Annotated in this window: 13 protein-coding genes; 8 read left to right on the top strand and 5 right to left on the bottom strand. The window is 38.7% G+C overall.

The window, feature by feature from the left end; genetic code table 11:
• The first annotated feature begins 107 nt into the window (after window positions 1–107).
• Window positions 108–749 carry a hypothetical protein gene (locus OLM53_RS10420; protein WP_264520174.1) on the top strand — a complete coding sequence of 214 codons (642 nt, stop codon included), beginning with the start codon at window positions 108–110 and terminating at the stop codon, window positions 747–749.
• Between the two features lie 25 nt (window positions 750–774).
• Here the strand turns inward: OLM53_RS10420 and OLM53_RS10415 are convergent, their stop codons facing one another.
• A complete protein-coding gene (locus OLM53_RS10415; RefSeq protein ID WP_264520173.1) occupies window positions 775–3483 on the bottom strand; it encodes a gliding motility-associated C-terminal domain-containing protein in 2709 nt (902 codons plus the stop codon).
• Between the two features lie 415 nt (window positions 3484–3898).
• Here OLM53_RS10415 and OLM53_RS10410 point away from each other — a divergent pair, with 415 nt between their 5' ends.
• From OLM53_RS10410 to OLM53_RS10385, 6 genes are all read left to right on the top strand, one after another.
• Window positions 3899–4096 carry a hypothetical protein gene (locus tag OLM53_RS10410; RefSeq protein WP_264520172.1) on the top strand — a complete coding sequence of 66 codons (198 nt, stop codon included), beginning with the start codon at window positions 3899–3901 and terminating at the stop codon, window positions 4094–4096.
• Between the two features lie 167 nt (window positions 4097–4263).
• The gene (locus OLM53_RS10405; protein WP_264520171.1) at window positions 4264–7881 is read left to right on the top strand and encodes a T9SS-dependent choice-of-anchor J family protein; all 3618 of its coding nucleotides are present in this window, start codon (window positions 4264–4266) and stop codon (window positions 7879–7881) included.
• 182 nt (window positions 7882–8063) lie between these two features.
• Window positions 8064–8447: a hypothetical protein gene (locus OLM53_RS10400; RefSeq protein ID WP_264520170.1), complete on the top strand. Its 384-nt coding sequence runs from the start codon at window positions 8064–8066 to the stop codon at window positions 8445–8447.
• Window positions 8448–8532: 85 nt separating this feature from the next.
• Window positions 8533–9615, top strand: a complete 1083-nt coding sequence (locus OLM53_RS10395) for an efflux RND transporter periplasmic adaptor subunit (protein WP_264520169.1) — start codon at window positions 8533–8535, stop codon at window positions 9613–9615.
• Between the two features lie 24 nt (window positions 9616–9639).
• Window positions 9640–12807 (top strand): efflux RND transporter permease subunit, encoded by a 3168-nt coding sequence (locus OLM53_RS10390; RefSeq protein WP_264520168.1) that lies wholly within the window; start codon window positions 9640–9642, stop codon window positions 12805–12807.
• Window positions 12797–14236 carry a TolC family protein gene (locus OLM53_RS10385; protein ID WP_264520167.1) on the top strand — a complete coding sequence of 480 codons (1440 nt, stop codon included), beginning with the start codon at window positions 12797–12799 and terminating at the stop codon, window positions 14234–14236. Before OLM53_RS10390 ends, OLM53_RS10385 begins: the two co-directional genes overlap by 11 nt.
• Before the next feature lie 50 nt (window positions 14237–14286).
• Here OLM53_RS10385 and OLM53_RS10380 read toward each other — a convergent pair whose 3' ends face one another.
• The 4 genes from OLM53_RS10380 to OLM53_RS10365 form a co-directional block, all read right to left on the bottom strand.
• Window positions 14287–14721 (bottom strand): LexA family protein, encoded by a 435-nt coding sequence (locus OLM53_RS10380; protein ID WP_264520166.1) that lies wholly within the window; start codon window positions 14719–14721, stop codon window positions 14287–14289.
• Window positions 14712–15977, bottom strand: coding sequence for a Y-family DNA polymerase (locus OLM53_RS10375; protein WP_264520165.1), 1266 nt, complete (start codon window positions 15975–15977; stop codon window positions 14712–14714). Before OLM53_RS10375 ends, OLM53_RS10380 begins: the two co-directional genes overlap by 10 nt.
• 124 nt (window positions 15978–16101) lie before the next feature.
• Window positions 16102–17067: an OmpA family protein gene (locus tag OLM53_RS10370; protein ID WP_264520164.1), complete on the bottom strand. Its 966-nt coding sequence runs from the start codon at window positions 17065–17067 to the stop codon at window positions 16102–16104.
• Between the two features lie 40 nt (window positions 17068–17107).
• Window positions 17108–17869, bottom strand: coding sequence for an exodeoxyribonuclease III (locus OLM53_RS10365; RefSeq protein ID WP_264520163.1), 762 nt, complete (start codon window positions 17867–17869; stop codon window positions 17108–17110).
• A 195-nt stretch (window positions 17870–18064) separates the two neighbouring features.
• Between OLM53_RS10365 and OLM53_RS10360 the strand changes: the two genes are divergently transcribed.
• Complete coding sequence (locus OLM53_RS10360) at window positions 18065–19882, top strand: lysophospholipid acyltransferase family protein (RefSeq protein WP_264520162.1); 1818 nt, start codon at window positions 18065–18067, stop codon at window positions 19880–19882.
• Window positions 19883–19911 lie beyond the last annotated feature (29 nt).

The raw sequence follows: 19911 nt of genomic DNA, 5'->3' as shown, positions 1-19911 counted from the left end.
TGGCACGAATAAACAAAAAAGGACAAATAATAGGTAGCATCGGCCCGGTAAGCTTCCGCACCTATAATGGCAAAGATTATATGCAAGGCAAACCGGGTAAGGATAAAATGAAACAAACAGTGGCGACTAAAAAAAGTGCTTCCGACTTTGGGAGAGGGAGTCGTTTAGCAAAAGCCATTCGAGAAGCGCTGTTTCCTATTGTACAAAACCACAGCGATTCAAATTTCTATCGCCGGTTTACGACTAAAATCAATACCGCCACTCAAGAGGGCAATCAGCAATCTATAGGAAGTCGGACACTGATGGAGGGGAATTTGGCTTTGCTCAACAACACCGACTGTAACTTGGCGAGTCCGTTTGTGAACTATTGTCGACTTACTCCAACCCTAACGCTTTCTGATGCTCGTCAGCTTACCATTGCTTTGCCTGAGTTTAGTGTACTGGATTACATCGCCCAAAAAGAAAAGGCCACTCATGCCGAATTGGTATTTCTAGTAACGGCCACTCCTGCTGAAATTGATCCCGACAATCCTATCGAACCTAAAGCAGAACTCTTCCGAGTAGCGTTCCCTTTAAAAGCCAGTCTCATCTCTGCCCAAGAATGGACATCAAGAGTCTTACCAGGAGCACAGCTGGTTGTTGTAGCCTCGGCATTGTTTTATTATAGAAATAACAATCTAGCCGGCATGGTAGGGTTAAATGGAAAGGAATTCCACCCGTGTGAAGTAACTGCGGTTTTAAAAGGATGAAACTACTTAGCTAACCTTAGTGGTTTTACTGTGCTCGGTTGATATAAATCCAGCCCGTTTTGGTTGGGGTATCTTGAAAGTTAATTACATAATAATAGGTACCGTCTGGTAAGTCATCGCCTTTATCGGACTGCCCGTGCCACTCATTATTATAATTAGTCTTGTCGAACACTTTCATTCCGTAACGGTTAAAGATGGTCAAATTCGAAACGTTGTAGGCGGCAAGATCAAAGTTATCATTAAGCCCGTCATTATTAACAGAGATGCCATTTTGAATACTACATAACGTATTGAGTACTTCTTTGGTTCCACTATTGCTGCATCCATTCTGCGTTACGACTAATGAATACATTCCGGGTGTTGTTATGGTTACAGTAGCATCAGAACCAATCTGTACATTGGAGGGGTTATACCAAGCATAGGTCGAACCCGAGGAATCGGTTTGTATAACACTCAAGGTATATACTCCGGTACAACCTCCCGAAATGGTAAATTGAGGTAATGGGTTTACTTGTACCGTAAGCGAAGTCGTTGTAGCACATTGCCCAGCAGCAGGAGCAAAAGTGTAGGTGGTAGTGGCTGTATTGTTTAGTGCTGGCGACCATAATCCGGTAATACTATTATTTGAAGTAGTTGGCAAACCAAGTAAAGGATCGCCATTGCATATTGGCGCAACAGCAGTAAACGTTGGTATTGTCGTTGGATTTACTTGTATGGATAGGGTAGCGTTACCGGCACATTGTCCGGCAGCAGGTACAAAAGTATAGGCGGTAGTGGCTGTATTATTTAAAGGTGGAGACCAAGTTCCGTTGATTCCGTTATTGGAAGTAGTGGGTAAAGCGTTCAAAGTATCGCCAGTACAAACTGGAGCAACAGCAGTAAACGTTGGGGTCACAGGTTGATTAACTACAATTTGAAGGGTAGCCGTCGTGGTACAGGTACCTGTAGTTGGTGTAAAAGTATAGGTTGTTGTGGCGGTGTTATCTAATGCCGGAGACCAGGTTCCCGTAATTCCGTTATTGGAAGTGGTTGGTAAAGCATTCAAAGTATCGCCCTTACATATTGGCGCAACAGCGGTAAACGTAGGTACCGTTGCTGGCGTCACGGTAACAGTAACACTTTTAGTATAGATACAGGTTACCGTTTCCTTTAACGAAATGTCATCTAAGGCAAAGTCATTTCCGTTTGACGAAATCTCTCGGTCATAAATACAAATATTCGCCGTGGTATTGGAACCCGAATTCCAGGTAAAGGTATTTAAGGTCCATGCACAAGTGGTAAAAGGGGCTGTTATAGGAGCGCCTAATGAAACACCATTAATGGTTGGTTCTAATTTTGCTGGAGAACCAGTGGAGACAGAAGCAACATAATAAGAAAAAGTATAACTCTTGTTGGGAAGTACTGGAATCGGTGTTGCATTGCACCAGACTTTTATATTCCCACTAGCATCGGTGGCACCGTCAAATACCATCATGTACCCACTACCGTTAGTGTGATCGCCACAAGAGGAAAAAGGATTAAACCAAGCTGCGGGGTTGGCAACAATACTATAAGACGTTTGAACACCAAATGGATTTGGGTCACCAACTTGAGTATATTCAGTAGTGAATCCGCTATACCCCGAAGAAAAATCACCGTTAACTACCAAATTTGTTGGTGATGATGGCGTGCCCGAAGTAGCCGTATAAGTTGTAGTAACAGTTGGACTGACAGTTGGCGTTGCCGAATTCGGATTGACTAAAGAGGCGTCCGCCGGACTTGCTGTCCAAGTGAACGTAGAAAGGCCACCGCTTACAGATAACTGCGTAGATTGCCCCGAACAAATAGTAACCGGACCACTTATAACCAAATCATTGGGAGCCGTTAATACAATATTAGATTGGGTGTATACTTGATTATTAGCATCGGTAACAGAAATGGTATAGGTTCCGGCTGGTAAATTAGAAAAGATACCATTGGCGTTAGTTTGGGTAACCGTACCGGTTAAATGATAGCTTCCATAAGGTAAAAAACCACCCGCCAAAGTAACGGTAATAGAACCATCTGTGTTGGTAGGGCAAGTAGGGTTTGTGGTAGCATAAGTTCCGCTAAAGGGAAGTGCTCCAGGGGTTATTGAAAAATCATCTACAGCAAAATCATTTCCTACCGATGGTACACTCATCGTTTTTAAACGCACCATTACATTCGTGTTGGTAGCCACAAAAGAATAACTAACCTGTTGCCATCCATCTGAAGGTAGTGGTGCCAAATGGTCTAATGCTGGTGGATTTACATTACTCGCATTGATAAATAAAGCGCTTATATTAGCTCGGGTAGCGTCATTAGTAACCTGATTGGAAACTGATTTAATCCAATAACTAAAAACATAAGATTGTCCTACAGTAAATCCTGGAATGGTCCCACCGGTATTTCCAGTGGTCCAAATGAATTTGTTGGGAGCTGTTGCTCCATCAAAAACCAACATTTTACCAGTTCCTGTAGTATGGTCACCACTAGCATTAAAGGTAGTGTTCATTAATGCGGGATTGGTAGTTCTACTATAAAAACCTGGAGAGCTGGTTCCGGTAAGCGGGTTAATTAAAGTATAATCGGTTACCAGAAAGCCAACGCCACTTCCACCACTTTCAAAATCACCATTAGTTAGGATTTGGGCATTTAAAAAAGTACTGCCTGTAACCAGTAAAAACAAAAACAAGTAGGTTTTGTTTAAAGAAGTGATTGTTTGATGTATCATGTTATTTTAAAAAAAAGTTATAATTACTAAAAATACGATGCTTTTTTTAAGAAAATGAGTGTTTTCTATTATAGAAACTATACAATTCACAATTTATGCAAATCCTTCTACTTTCATCATTATGACTGATATGCTGGAGTCCTATAGTATACTATTTTTACTAGTTCCTCCATTTTGTTGTAGTAATGTTTAGTTAACCCCTTGTTTTTGTTTAAAAGATTTGGATGCACATCACTGTTAATTATCAAAAATACCTATTTTTTAATCTCTTGATTCACATAATTGATTAAAAATCTTGGCTAGGGTCACGCTAAATGTTAAAAAAAGGTTTTTAGTATCCTTGTTAAAGTAAAAAAATACTACTTTAGTATTCTAATTAGTAGGGTGTAAACTAAAAATAGCTCCTAATAGTGTTATGGAAGACCAATCAAGATTATCGGCCAACAGAATCAAGACCATGCAGCTTTTTATTTTAAAAAGTCTAATTAGCGAGATAAAAAGAGGAAAGAGAATCGACTTCAGTCAAATTCCATCGGATATCGTAGCCCTGTTTCAGCAAGAAGTTGCCAGAAACGAAGAGTTGCGAATGGCAGTGGAAAAGCATGCTAAATAGAATACACCAAAAGAAAATACTAAAAACCCCCAATACAAAAGTATTGGGGGTTTTTTTAAGTCAAACTGAATTCCATTGGCTCCGAAATAAATCAAGTACAAACCCGCCTAAAAAACAACATTTTTTGTAAGCCTTTTTTCCTATATTTGTTTCCTAACTCTTTGAGCATGAAAAAATTTACTTTCTTGATTAGCCTTTGTCTTTGTTCTGTTTTTTATTGTAATGCCCAGTTCTCCGAAAACTTTGATGGGGGTGTGGGAAGTGCGTTGCCAACAGGCTGGACTAAAATTAATGGTGCCAATACCGCTTCTTGGTTGATAGGCTCTCCGCTTTATATCACGGCGCATAGTGGAACTAAGGTGGCTATGATTTCGGGGTCTGGAAGTGCGGCTCATGATGATTATTTGATTACGCCACAGATTACCGTGGTAGCCGGAGTTACAGATAGACTAAGCTATTGGGTGGGAATTTCCTCTACCGGTAATTTGGAAAGTTATGATGTGAAAATATCAAAAACAGGCACCGCCTTAGCCAACTTTACCGATTATGCACATCAAAATGTATATGGACCACAATTCTTTACCAAAAGAACCATCAACTTATCTGCTTATGTTGGGCAGTCTATTTATGTGGCCTTTCATGCTACTTCCCCTGCGAACTCTATAGGATTGAATCTAGATGATGTAGTGAATGATGGCTTTCCCACTTGTAGTGCCACGACTGGGTTTTCAGAAAGTTTTGAATTAACCCAAACCGTCAATAGCAGTGTGGGTGATTTTCCAGGCTGTTGGACTTCTCAAAATGCCGCCAATCAAAACAACCTTTGGTATATAGGCTACAGTGATACGGGTGCTGCGCATACAGGACAATATGTTGCTACGGTTACTTATAATCCGGCCACTTGCCTTAGTAATTATTTAATCTCTCCTAAAATTACCGTTACTGCTGGAGTGAACGACCGCTTTTCCTTTTGGGCACGAAGCGGCGCTACTTCCAACCGCTATTTGAAAGTGAAGGTTTCTACCACCACGCCTACTGTTGGGGGTTTTACCAGTACTTTAGTCAATGCTATCGGTTTGACCACTACTTATAAACAAGTGACCCTCGATTTATCGGCTTATGTAGGACAATCTATTTATTTGGGGGTTAATTCTGAAGATGCTACTTCTGGCTATTTTCTACTAGACGATGTAGTCAATGACGCCTTGCCTGTTGTCGCTGATTTTCCGCAAGGTTTTGAAAGCGCTAACACCATACCAGGACACTGGCGAGCTCTTACGCCTAGCAACACTAGCTCTTGGTCGGTTTCGGCTAATGGGCATACAGGTGTTAATGCCGCTCAGTATGATTATAGTTCAGCCGCCCAAAATGACATGTTAGTTACCCCAGCCATAACTGTAGTAGCTGGAGTGAATGACCGTTTGAGTTTTTGGGCTAAAAGTACCACTGGCTTTTACAATCAAAACAATATTATAAGTGTGGCCACTGTGGCTAACCCAACGGCTGCTAATTTTAATCCCATTAAATATTGCGACAGTTTCAGCACTTGGTCTAAACAATTTGTTGATTTATCCGCTTATGTGGGGCAAACCATTTACTTGTCTTTTAAAGGAACCACCTCACTAACGAGCAGTGCGGTTAGTTTTTATTATGATGATTTTGTTTTAGATCGTTTAGTTCCTGCCTTGCACTCGGATTGTCAAGGGGTTTATAATTTTACCCTTCAAAATACCCTTTTACTGAATGGTCAAAATGCGAGTCAGAATACCATCACGTTTTATTACAATGAGCCCGATGCTATTGCTGGTACTAACGCTATTGCTAATCCAGAAAGTGCTGCTATTTATTCTAGTAGCCCAATTACTATTTATGCTAGAATCTACAACAACACAACCAATACTTTTACCACGAATTATTTTGGTTTAGTAAGTGATAAAATAGATTTCCAATTCCAAGTAAACAACGGCACTATTTTGGCTTCGTTGATTGGAGGTAGTAGTGTCACCTTACAATGGTATTATCAAAATACGGCTTTACCTAACGAGACTAGTCCATTTCTCAACACTCAGTTTTATCCACAATTTCAGGCTTTTTCTTTGAAAGCTACCAATACCGTTACTGGATGTACTATTACCAGTAATCCTATTCTCATACCTGTTTTTGGGGAAGATACGTTTACCCTTACTTTAACCAGTGAAGCGGTTACGACTACCTCTTCCGTGTTTGATAATGATATTTTATTTGGGTTGGCTCTTGGTACTCCTGCTCCTACTGACGATCCAACATTCACGATGAATGTTGATGGGACTATTAATGTAGCTGCAGGCACACCTCCAGGAACTTATTCGGTGATTTATAGTTACTCTAGTGTAGGTAGTAACGTTTACTATTATGGCACAAGAACTGCTACCGTGCTTATCTTAAGTTCGGGGATTAGAATGAACGCGTTCCTTGACTCTAATAATAATGGGGTCAAAGACAGTGGAGAACAAAATTTCACCAAAGGACAATTTCATTATATCCTAAATGACAACGGCATAGAGAACAATATTTTTTCATCTATTGGAAGTTGTACCATTTATGACAATGTTATTACAAACTCCTACGACTTAAGTTATACCATTAATAATGAGTTTGCGCCCTATTATGCCTTAGCGAACCCCACCTTTAACAATGTTGTAATCAATGGTAATGGCTTTCAAACTTTTAATTTTCCGATAACGGCTACCCAAACTTATGCAGATTTATCGGTTACCATTTCTCCTTTAAGCCAACCAAGACCTGGTTTTACCTATATCAATAGACTTACCTATACCAACAATGGCAACCAGACTTTAGCTGCGGGAACCGTGACTTTTTCGCCTAATATTGGGTTGTTTATTAATGCTATTTCACAGTCGGGCACGACTTCTACAGCTAACGGATTTAGCTATGCGTTCACCAATTTAAACCCGTCGGAAAGCCGCTATATAGATGTTACTATCAATGTCCCTAGTATTCCTTCGGTAACTTTGGGGCAATTGTTAACCAGTACGGCTACTATCACCAATCCAACGGGTGAAATTTACCCTACGGACAATAGTGCTTCTTTAACGCAAGCCGTTATAGGCTCTTATGACCCTAACAACAAATCCGAGAGTCATGGAGGTCGTATTCTACAGTCTTCGTTTTCAGCCAATGATTATTTAACTTATACCATCCTATTTGAAAACACGGGCACAGCTGATGCTATCACGGTGCAAGTTAATGACGTTCTAGATGCCAAGTTGGATGAAACCTCTATCCGCATGTTGGGAGCCAGTCATAATTATATTTTAGATAGAGTGGGCAGCACGCTAAATTGGAAATTTAGTGGTATCAATCTGCCGCCTTCTGTGGCCAATTCACAAATTGGACATGGGTATATTGTGTTTAAAGTAAAACCAAAAGCGGGTTATGCGCTTGGCGATATCATTCCAAATACCGCCAACATTTACTTTGATTTCAATCCGGCTATTGTGACCAATACTTTTACGACGCAGTTTGTTGCTACTTTAGGTACTGAGGACTTTGCTTTTGCTTATTTCAGTTGTTATCCTAATCCGGTGAAAAACACACTTACAGTTACGAATGACGCCACTATAGATACTATAGAAATAGCTACGGTTTTAGGACAAAGCATAAGTTCACAAAAAGTCAATGACTTACAAACTCAAATCAATTTATCAGGATTGGCCAGTGGGATCTATTTTGTTAAAGTAACTAGTAGTAAACAAGAGAAAACCATAAAAATCATCAAGGACTAATTTTCCTTTCTTTTTAATGATAAATAAAAGCCATTCAAATGAATGGCTTTTATTTTTACTTTTAAGTGAGGCTACGAAAACGATATTGTTTGCACTTTCCCTTAAGATTTCCTTAAAATTGTTAAATAGTGGTTAAAAAATTCTTGATTTTCTGCAATTGAAAGCTACATTTGTGACCAAATATGAAAAACACAATACTATATCTTGTTTTCATCTGTCTGTTGGTTTCCCAAACAGGTCATGCCCGTTCTATAGAAATGGGTCATATTGCTGTACCTTCTACGGTGCAACAACCCTATGCGCCTGCCGCTGTGATACAAAAAGTGACGGTAGGAAGTAGAGAGGATGTTTTCACTTATTGTGATGATTACGACGAATACGATTGTGATGATCATGAAACAGTTATTAAGGATAAAGCGTTTGTTGCTAGTACTCCTTACCCCTTACATTTTAATGTGGCGGCTTCTTTTGTGGCTATTCCTTTTAGCTATAAAGCCTATCACCACGTGAATTTTTCACGTCTTCCTCGTTTTAATTATATTTCGCTCAAAGTCTTTCGTCTTTGATTTTTATAGTTTAACGCATTTAAAAAAAGATTGTTTCGCTCTGAAATAGGTCAAGATTCATTATTAAAAATTTATTTGAAAAAACATGAAAAAGTTCGTAGTGCTTATTGGTATTGGTGTTGTATTAAGTCTCAACAGTTGCAATCAAAAGAAAGAACAAAAAGAAGAAGAAGGTAAATATACCGCTACTAATCCAGTGGCCATAGATACTTCTTTTGTAAAAGAGTATGTTTCGCAGATTCGCTCGGTGAGAAACATTGAAATTCGCAGCCAAGAAAAAGGTTACTTACAACAAATTTTTGTTGATGAAGGTCAGTTTGTAACCGCAGGGCAATTGTTGTTCAAAATCATGCCTAAGATGTATGAAGCTGAATTGCTAAAAGCCCAATCGGAAGAAAAAGCGGCTGAGATTGATTTGATGAATGCTAGAATCTTAGCAGAAAAAAATGTAGTGTCTAAAAGCGAACAAGCATTGGCACAAGCCAAATTAGATCAAGCGAAAGCGGAAGTGTCGTTAGCTAGATTGCATTTGTCATTTACTGAAATCAGAGCGCCTTTTGCTGGAACGATTGACAGAATCCCTAAAAAAATTGGAAGTCTTATAGATGAAGGCGAACTATTAACTAGTCTTTCAGATAACAGTGAGGTGTTTGCTTATTTTAATGTGTCGGAACCCGAGTACATTCAGTACCAGACCGATGTAAAAGATAGAGGCGATAGTCAAGTAAGTTTGTTATTGGCTAACGGAGAGCAACTGAAATACAAAGGAAAGGTAGAAGTTATCGAGAGTGAATTTGATAATGAAACAGGAAACATTGCTTTTAGAGCGAAGTTCCCCAATCCAGATAAACTATTAAAGAACGGTGAAACGGGTAAAGTCATGATGATTGTGCCTGTGAAAGACGCTTTAATTATTCCGCAAAAAGCTACTTACGAAATTCAGGATAAAAAATATGTTTTTGTAATAGATAACAACAACGTAGTAAAATCGAGAGAGATTAAAATTACCGGAGAATTACCCGATTTGTATGTAGTGAAAAGCGGTATCACAGCAGCTGATAAAATACTACTTGAAGGAGTTCAGAAAGCGAATGATGATGATAAAGTCAAGTATGATTATCAGGATCCGAAAGAAGTACTTTCTCATTTGAAATTAAAAGCAGAATAGCCCTAATTCATAAATTATAAATCAATGTTTAGTAAATTTATACAAAGACCCGTTCTTTCGATAGTAATATCGTTGATGATTGTCTTATTGGGGGTGTTGGCCATAACCCATTTGCCGGTTACGCAATTGCCTTCTATTTCGCCACCAAAAGTAAACGTAACGGCCGATTATCCTGGAGCCAATAATGAATTGTTGATTAAATCGGTGGTCATTCCGCTTGAGAGAGCCATCAATGGAGTACCTGGGATGAAATACATTGCTTCGGATGCTGGGAATGATGGTGAAGCGGCTATCCAAATCGTATTTAATTTGGGTACCGACCCGAATCAAGCGTCTATTAATATCCAAAACAGAGTAGCTTCGGTAGTAAATAAATTGCCGCCTCTTGTAGTGAGAGAGGGTGTGAAAATTACTCGTGAGGAATCAAATAACTTGATGTACATCAACGTATTCAGTAAAGATCCAACTATGGATCAAAAGTTCTTATATAACTTTTCGGATATCAATATTCTGTCTGAGATTAAACGTGTGGATGGTGTAGGAGATGCGGATATTATTGGAAACCGAGATTATGCGATGCGTATTTGGTTGAAACCTGACCGAATGTTAGCCTATAAAATTTCGGCCGATGAGGTCATGGAAGCGTTGTCACAACAAAGTTTGGAAGCCTCTCCAGGAAAAACGGGAGAGAGTTCAGGTAAACGTTCACAATCTTTTGAATATGTATTAAAGTATTCGGGGCGTTTTACCACGGAAGAACAGTATGGCAACATTGTCTTAAAATCTAGTCCCAACGGAGAAATACTGCGTTTGAAAGACGTGGCTAAAATAGAGTTTGGAAGTTCGATGTATGACATCTACTCTACTTTGAACGGAAGACCTTCTGCTGCGATTGCGATTAAACAATCCTATGGTAGTAATGCCAGTCAGGTAATTAAAGATGTAAAAGCGAAGTTACTCGAAATCAAAAAAACCTCCTTTCCAAAAGGGGTCGATTATGAAATCAGTTATGATGCCTCTAAGTTCTTAGATGCTTCGATTGAAAAGGTAATTCATACCTTATTAGAAGCGTTTATTTTGGTGGGATTGGTAGTGTTCTTGTTCTTAGGGGACTGGCGTTCCACAGTAATTCCAGCCATTGCCGTACCGGTTTCCTTGATTGGTACTTTTGCTTTCATGCAAATTTTTGGGATTACGATTAACATTGTAACCTTATTTGCTTTAGTATTGGCAATTGGTATTGTGGTAGATGATGCGATCGTCGTCATCGAGGCGGTCCATGCCAAAATGGAAGAAGACCATCTCTCGCCACTCAAGGCTACTAAAAAAGCTATGGGTGAAATTAGTGGTGCCATTATAGCGATTACCTTTTTGATGGCAGCGGTATTTATTCCTTTAGCGTTTATGTCGGGACCGGTGGGTATTTTCTACCGACAGTTCTCTATTACGATGGCAACAGGGATTATTTTATCAGGGATTGTGGCGTTAACGCTTACTCCGGCACTTTGTGCGATGATGTTAAAAAACACCCATGGGGTACCTAGAAAGAAAACGCCTTTGAATAATTTCTTGGATGGTTTTAATCATAAATTCCACCAACTCACAGGAAGATATCAAGGTATCCTTGAAAAGATTGTCAATAAAAGATCGGTTACGTTTATTGCCTTTATCTCCTTTTGTGCTGGAATCTTTTTCTTAAACAATGGATTACCTTCTGGATTTATTCCTAATGAAGACCAAGGAATGTTTTATGCTATTATTCAAACTCCGCCTGGTTCTTCCTTAGAGAGAACGAATGATATCGCCATGAGACTTCAAAAAGAAGCAGAGAAAATTGATGGGGTTAAGTCGGTTTCCTCTTTAGCGGGATTTGAAATCCTTACGGAAGGAACTGGATCTAACTCGGGAACTTGTTTGGTGAATCTTAAAAGTTGGGAAGACCGTAAAGAATCGGTTGATGAGATAATGAAACAGCTAGAAGAAAAAGCTAAGAATATCTCAGGAGCTACTATCGAGTACTTCCAACCGCCAGCAGTACCAGGCTATGGAGCAGCCGGAGGATTCGAGTTACGTTTACTAGACAAAGCGGGTTCAGGGGATTACAAAAAAATGGAAACGGTTAATAATGATTTCGTTAAAGAACTGAATAAACGACCTGAATTATCTTCTGTGTTTAGTTTTTACAGTGCCAGTTTCCCACAATACATGATGCGTATTGATAATGATATTGCTCAGCAAAAAGGAGTAACCTTAGAAAATGCGATGAACACCCTTTCTACTTTAGTGGGAAGTAACTATGAAATCAGTTTCATTAAGTATGACCGTCAATACAAGGTAATTGTGCAAACCTCTCCAGAGTACAGAGCCTTGCCAGAAGACATCATGAAATTATATGTAAAAAACAATCGTGATGAGATGGTGCCTTTTTCAGCCTTCATGCACATGGAAAAAGTATATGGATTGTCGGAGATTACGAGACATAATATGTTTAATGCCTCAGAGATTAGTGGTCAATCGGCACCAGGATACAGTAGTGGTGAAGCCATTAAAGCCATTCAAGAAGTAGCCGATCAGAAATTGCCAAGAGGATTTGGTATTGACTGGGCAGGTATCTCAAAAGATGAGGTAGGTCGTGGGAATGAAGCGATTTACATTTTTATCATTTGTTTGCTCTTCGTTTACTTAGTATTGGCGGCGCAATATGAGAGTTTTGTGTTGCCATTTGCGGTAATCTTATCGCTTCCTGCGGGAATCTTTGGTTCGTTCTTGTTGCTAACCTTAACCGGATTAGAAAACAATATTTACGCTCAGGTTGCCTTCATTATGCTTATCGGATTGTTAGGGAAGAATGCCGTATTGATTGTAGAGTTTGCGGTTCAAAAACACGAACAAGGAATGACCGTTCTTGCCTCAGCTTTGGAAGGCGCTAAAATACGTTTTAGACCTATCTTGATGACTTCTTTTGCCTTTACAGCGGGGTTAATTCCGTTAGTGTTTGCTTCAGGTCCTGGGAAAATTGGGAATCGTACCATTGGAACAGCCGCTTTAGGTGGAATGCTATTAGGAACCATTATTGGGGTATTGCTTATTCCAGGATTGTATTTGATTTTTGGAACTATTGCCTCTAAAATTAAAATGGTGAAAAAACAAGATCATAACCCATTAACAGAAGATATTGATTATGAAAAATAAAATCAAGTTATATCCATTCCTTATCGCGCTAGGCATAGGCCTAGTGGTGGTAAGTTGTAAAACCCCTGCGATAACTCCAACAAAAGCTACTGCAGCGGTTCCAGAATCCTTTGGAGTGGCCTCTACGGATACGACTAATATGTCAACACTACCTTGGAAGACCTTTTTTAAAGATCCGAATTTAGTAGCCTTGATAGATACCGCTCTTCAAAACAATCAAGAGTTGAAAATTACTTTACAAGAAATAGAAATCGCAAAGAATGATATTCGAGTAAGGAAAGGAGCTTTATTGCCAACCGTGGGTGTTAGAGCTGGAGCTGGTGTTGAAAAAGTAGGGCGTTATACTAGTCAAGGAGCAGGAGATGCTACTACAGAGATTATGCCTGGGACTGAAATGCCTGATCCTTTGACCGATTTTACTTTGGCCGCTTATGCCAATTGGGAAGTAGACATTTGGAAAAAATTGCGCAATGCTAAAAAAGCAGCCATCAGCCGTTATTTGTCGACTATTGAAGGTAAAAACTTTGTGACTACCAACTTGATTACAGAAGTAGCCAATTCGTATTATGAATTGTTAGCTTTAGATAGTCAACTGGAGATTATAAGACAAAATATCAAGTTGCAAAACAACGCTTTAGATATTGTAAAGATTCAGAAACAAGCGGCTAGATCCACAGAACTAGCAGTACAAAAGTTCCAAGCCGAAGTATTGTCTTCTCAAAGCATGGAGTTTGAAACCTTGCAAAAGATCAAAGAAACGGAGAATCGCATTAATTTCTTATTGGGACGTTATCCTCAAGAGATTAAAAGAGACAGTGCCGCTTTCTTAAAACTGTTACCAGCGGAAGTGAAATCGGGTATCCCATCACAATTGTTAGCGAATCGTCCTGATATCAAACAAGCCGAATTGGAATTGGCGGCAGCAAAATTGGATGTGAAAGTAGCTCGAGCTGAGTTTTATCCAACATTAGGCATCTCTGCTTCATACGGATTGCAGGCATTTAAAACCTCTTACCTGTTTAGGACTCCAGAGTCTATTCTTTATTCTTTGGCAGGAGATATAGCAGCTCCGTTGATTAATCGTAATGCCATTAAAGCTGAGTTTGCTAGTGCTAATTCTCGACAATTACAGGCTTTATATAACTATGAACGAACTGTTTTAAATGCGTATTTGGAAGTGTCTACCCAGCTTTCCAACATTAGTAATTTAGACAAAAGCTATGCTTTAAAATCACAACAAGTGGATGCTTTAAACAAATCGATTGATGCGGCTAATGATTTATTCAAGTCAGCCAGAGCCGATTATTTTGAAGTGTTGATGACCCAACGTGATGCGTTAGAATCAAAATTAGAATTGATCGACACCAAGAAAGCACAACTCAATGCGGCTATTCATGTTTATCGTGATTTAGGTGGTGGTTGGAAATAACCGTTTGTCCCAATACTAAAAAAAGAGGTCTTACGACCTCTTTTTTGTTGTTATACACTTTTGATCACATAGGTGACTATTCCCCAAATGATTAATTCGTTGTCTTCGGTAATTTTAATAGGTTGAAAGTCTTTGTTTTCGGGCATTAGATGGACGCCTTCTTTTGTTATTGTAATCCGCTTTACCGTAAATTCTCCGTCAATATAACACACCGCTATTTTATTATTGGTAGGTTCCAAACTTCTGTCAATGACCATAATATCGCCATCATCAATGCCTGCGCCAATCATAGAATTCCCAGAAGCTTTAGCATAAAAGGTAGCTTCATGGTTTTTGACCAATACGTTGTCTAGGCTAATTTTAGTTTCATCAAAATCGGCTGCCGGCGAAGGAAACCCTGCCTTGATACCTCCTGAAATAAACGAATGCTTTTGGCTGTTTTCCCTATCGGGGATAAAGAATGAAATGGTCTTTTTTATCGACATGGTATTTCTAGTATTTCTTTGATGTTGGTCGTATAGCGTTTAGACAAATGCTCTTGTTTCATTTTCCAGGTGCGTTGCAAATCTTGGCTTCCCAATCGTATTTTGCGTTCGCCTGTTTTTTTATGAAAGGAATCCATGACTTGCATCAGTTTTAAATGCTTTGGGTTTTCTTCCTCAAACAAGTGGAATTGTTTTTGGTTTTCTGGAATAATTTCGGTGACAATTACGCCTGCTTTTTTATAGATTTCGCCTTCTTCAAAAATGGTCTTTAGCATTTTTATTGCGGCGTTACTTATGGTGATGGAGGAATTGCTGGCGAAAGGCAAGGTCTCCATTTTATAAAAATTGTAGCGTTCTCTTTCTGTTTTGTATTTGTCTTTTCGCAGGTACAGAATCACACTATGGCAACAAGATTTTTGTTTGCGAAGTTTCTCGGCACAAACGGTAGCAAAAGTAGAAACCCGTTCTTTCATTTCGTCGAGCGTGGTGATATTCCCTGCAAAACTTCTGGTAATAGCAATGGTTTTACGGTCTTTGGGCAACTCCATTTCTAATACCGATTTCCCTTCTAATTCGTATTTCAAGCGTAAACCTACAACGCCCATTTCCTTTTTGATGAACCCTTCGTTATGCGGTAGCGTAAAATCGTAAGCGGTGTTGATGTTCTTGGCTATCATCTTCTTTTTTAATCGGAAACCAATGCCCCATACATCTTCTATTTTAGTCCATTTCAAGGCTTTAATACGTTTTTCTTCCGTATCAATAACATAAACACCTTTAGTTCTTTCGGGATATTTTCGAGCGATTTTATTGGCAACTTTGGATAGCGCTTTCGTTTCGGCAAAGCCAATAGAAACGGGAATACTCAACCACTTCATGATACGCTTTTTCATTTGCAAACCATACTCGTGAAAATCGGCTACGTTCATTCCCTTAAAATTCAGAAAAGCTTCGTCTATGCTATACGGTTCGGTGTGAGGCGTAAACCCTTCTAGGATTTTCATCACCCGATGACTCAAATCACCATACAAAGGATAATTAGACGAAAAGACCTCAATGTTTTTTTGCTTTAACTCTTCCCGTACTTTAAACTCGGGAGCGCCCATGGGAATGCCTAATGCTTTAGCTTCATCGCTTCTTGAAATAATACAACCATCGTTATTGGACAAAATAACAATCGGTTTTCCAACCAAATGTGGCTGAAATACCCGTTCGCACGAAGCATAAAAATTGTTACAATCGACTAAAGCATACATGGGATAAAATTACAAAATCAACAGTTCGTTTTGGTGTTGACAAAAGTTAATTTTGTTCCTTGTTGATAACTAAAAAACCCATCAAAATAATTCTTGATGGGTTTCTTGTTTTCTAGTATTGCTTTTAAAACTCATTCAACATTTTAGAAATCTCGTCTAATTTTGGCGTTAGGATGATTTCGATTCTACGGTTTTTAGCTTTGCCTTCATTGGTGTCGTTACTCAATAGTGGTGCAAATTCTCCACGCCCCGCAGCGGTTAAGTTTTGTTTTCTGATACCGCTATTTTCGCATAAAATATTTACGATAGCTGTAGCTCTTTTGGTAGATAAGTCCCAGTTGTTTTCTATGCCGCCACCTATGTTTCCAAGGATTTTATCATTATCGGTGTGACCTTCAATCAGTACGGTAATATCTGGATTTTGTGCCAACACTTTTCCAACCTCTACTACGGCACTTCTTCCTTCCGAACCTACAGACCAGCTTCCGGTTTGGAACAGCAATTTATTTTCCATAGATACATATACTTTTCCGTTCTTTTGGTAAACGGTCAATCCTTTTCCTTCAAACGCATTCAAGGCTTTGGATAAGGTATCTTTTAGTTTTTTCATCGCAGCATCTTTAGCCGCAATCATGCTTTCTAGTTCGTTCAGTCGCTTGGTATTCGAAGCTAATTCTGCATTTAATTTATTTAATCGGTCTTGTTCTGCAGCCAGTGCTTTTTCTTTGGCATCTAATTGTGTCAACAAGTCACGGTTCTTATTCATGTTGGTTTCAAGCGCCTCGTTGCTGTTTTTTTCAAGTGCCGCATACGAATCTTGTAACGCTTTTAAATTATTGCTTGTAGCGGTACAATCGGCAGTCAGTTTGTCTTTATCCGCTTTGAGTTGATCTCGTTCAGCAATCAACGATTTGTTCACCGAATCAAACTCGGCATTAGCTTTATGAAGCTCATCGTTTTCATCGGATAGCGATCGGTTTTCCTTCTTTAAATCGGTGTATTTGTTTTCCAAATCGTTGTAGATTTTTTTGGATACACAGGATGTCATCAAACTTACTAGGGCAAGGCAAAAAACTATTTTTTTTATCATTATTGAAGTGATTAGTAATTAGTAATTAGTGATTAGCGTTTTAATCTATTTCCACCAAAATCGGACAATGGTCTGAATGCTTGGCTTCGGGTAAAATAACGGCTCTGCTCATTCGGTCTTTTAGGTTTTCGCTGACCAAATTATAATCGATGCGCCATCCTTTATTATTCCCACGGGCACCAGCACGATAGCTCCACCAACTGTAATTATGAGGCTCTTTATTAAAATGACGGAAACTATCAACAAAACCACTCTTCATGAATTTATCTAGCCAAGCACGTTCTACTGGTAAAAATCCTGATACTGTTGCATTTCTAATCGGATCATGAATATCAATAGCCTCATGGCAAATGTTGTAATCGCCACAAATGATTAAATTGGGAATGTCATTTTTCAATTCATTGATGTAGTGTTGAAAATCGTCCATGTATTTGAACTTGTGATCCAATCGGTCTAAATTGGTTCCCGAAGGCAAGTACAAACTCATTACAGAAAGGTCATCAAAATCAGCGCGGATGTTTCTCCCTTCAAAATCCATGTGTGTTACTTCGGTTCCTTTGACCACCTTGTTGGGTTTTATTTTGGATAAAATGGCCACACCACTATAGCCTTTTTTTTGTGCCGAAAAATAATATTGATAGGGATAGCCTGCTGCTGTGATAGCTTCTGTTGGGATTTGATCTTCCGTTGCTTTTATTTCCTGAAGGCAAATCACATCAGGATTGGCTAGCTGCAACCAATCTAAAAATCCTTTAGTAATAGCTGCTCTAATGCCGTTAACGTTATAAGAAATAATTCTCATGAAGTGTTGTTAAGAGTTTTTAACTTCGTTCAATTGAGCCAAAAGGCCTTGGGTCAAATGTAGTTAAAATCATAAACATTTGAAATTCAAAATCAATATTAAAATTTAAATCGTCTTTGGCGATTTCTGCTTTTTGTTAATCCTATTTCAATAGAATTACTATCTTTGTTTCATGCTCAAAAAAACTAGTTATACATGGGTTTAGTCACTGCTAAAGAAGTTGCCAAAGCGATTAACGCTGATAAATACGGGGTTTTCGGAACTTTTTGTGGCTGGTTATTAATGAAAGCTTTAAAGATTTCGACCTTAAACAAAATCTACGACCGAAATAAGCATTTGAGTGAGTTAGAATTTTTAAATGCGATTTTGGACGAATTCCAAATCAAATTTGAGATTCCCGAAGAAGACTTTAAACGATTGCCAAAAGACGGTGCGTACATTACTATTTCCAATCATCCGTTAGGCGGAATTGATGGTATCCTTTTATTAAAATTGATGCTCGAAAGAGAGCCTGACTTCAAGATAATTGCCAATTTCCTGTTGCATCGTATTGAACCTATGAAGCAATACATCATGCCTGTGAATCCTTTTGAAAATCATAAGGACGCTAAGTCGAGCGTGATAGGCATCAAAGAAACGTTGCGTCATTTGAGTGATGGAAAACCATTAGGAATGTTTCCTGCTGGAGAAGTATCTACATATAAAGATGGACAGTTAGTGGTGGATAAAGCTTGGGAAGAAGGCGCTATCAAAGTAATACGAAAAGCACAAGTGCCTGTGGTGCCGATTTATTTTCACGCTAAAAACAGTCGCTTTTTTTATCTGTTATCTAAAATCAATCCAACACTTAGAACGGCTAAATTACCTTCGGAACTGTTGACCCAAAAAGACCGTGTGATTAAAGTGCGTATAGGAAAACCGATTTCAGTAGCCGAACAAAACGAACACAAAAGCATTGAAGAGTATTCGGAATTTTTGAGAAAGAAGACCTATATGTTGGCCAATTCTTTTAATAAAGAAAACAACATTCTGAATCCTCAAAATTTGAATTTAAACCTGAATTTAAAATCTGTTAAAAACCCAAAACAGATTGTAAAACCGGCTAATCAAGATAAAATTTTAGAAGAAATTGCTACTTTAAGAGATAGTGATTGTCGCTTATTACAAAGCAAAAATTACATTGTGTTCTTAGTTCCTGCAGATCAAATTCCAAACATTCTTCATGAAATTGGTCGTTTACGAGAAATTACTTTTAGAGCCGTTGGAGAAGGAACTAATGAGTCTATTGATTTAGATCGATGTGATTCGTATTACCAACATATGTTTTTGTGGGATGATGAGGCGCAGCAAATTGCTGGTGCTTACCGAATGGGATTTGGTTCAGAAATTTTTCCAAAATATGGTATTGAAGGATTCTATCTTCAGGATTTATTTCGATTTGAGCCTGAGTTGTATGATATGATGTCGAAATCCATTGAAATGGGTCGCGCTTTCATTGTGAATGATTACCAACAAAAACCAATGCCTTTGTTCTTACTTTGGAAAGGAATTGTGCACACCACTTTGCGTTATCCGGAACATAAATTCTTGATTGGTGGCGTGAGCATTAGTAATCAATTTACGGAATTTTCTAAATCGTTGATGATAGAGTTTATGAAGTCGCATTATTATGATCCTTATGTGGCGCAATACATTCACCCAAAGAAAGAATTCAAAGTAAAACTGAAAGATGCTGATAAAGATTTTGTCTTCAACGAAACCGAATCGGATTTAAATAAGTTTGATAAAATTATTGACGAAGTAGAACCAGGCACTTTGCGTTTGCCGGTCTTAATTAAAAAATACATTAAGCAAAATGCACGTGTAGTAGCTTTCAACGTGGACCCCATGTTCAACAACGCCGTTGATGGATTAATGTACATCCGAATTGCTGATTTACCTGAAAGTACCGTTAAGCCTGTAATGGAAGAGTTTCAGGCAGAACTGGAACGGAAAGAGAAAAATTATAAATAAAAAAGGCAACTCGTTGAGTTGCCTTTTTT

Source organism: Flavobacterium sp. N1994 (assembly GCF_025947145.1).
Lineage (GTDB): Bacteria > Bacteroidota > Bacteroidia > Flavobacteriales > Flavobacteriaceae > Flavobacterium.
Note: the sequence above shows the minus strand (reverse complement) of the source record. Positions and strands in the feature narration are given on the sequence as shown.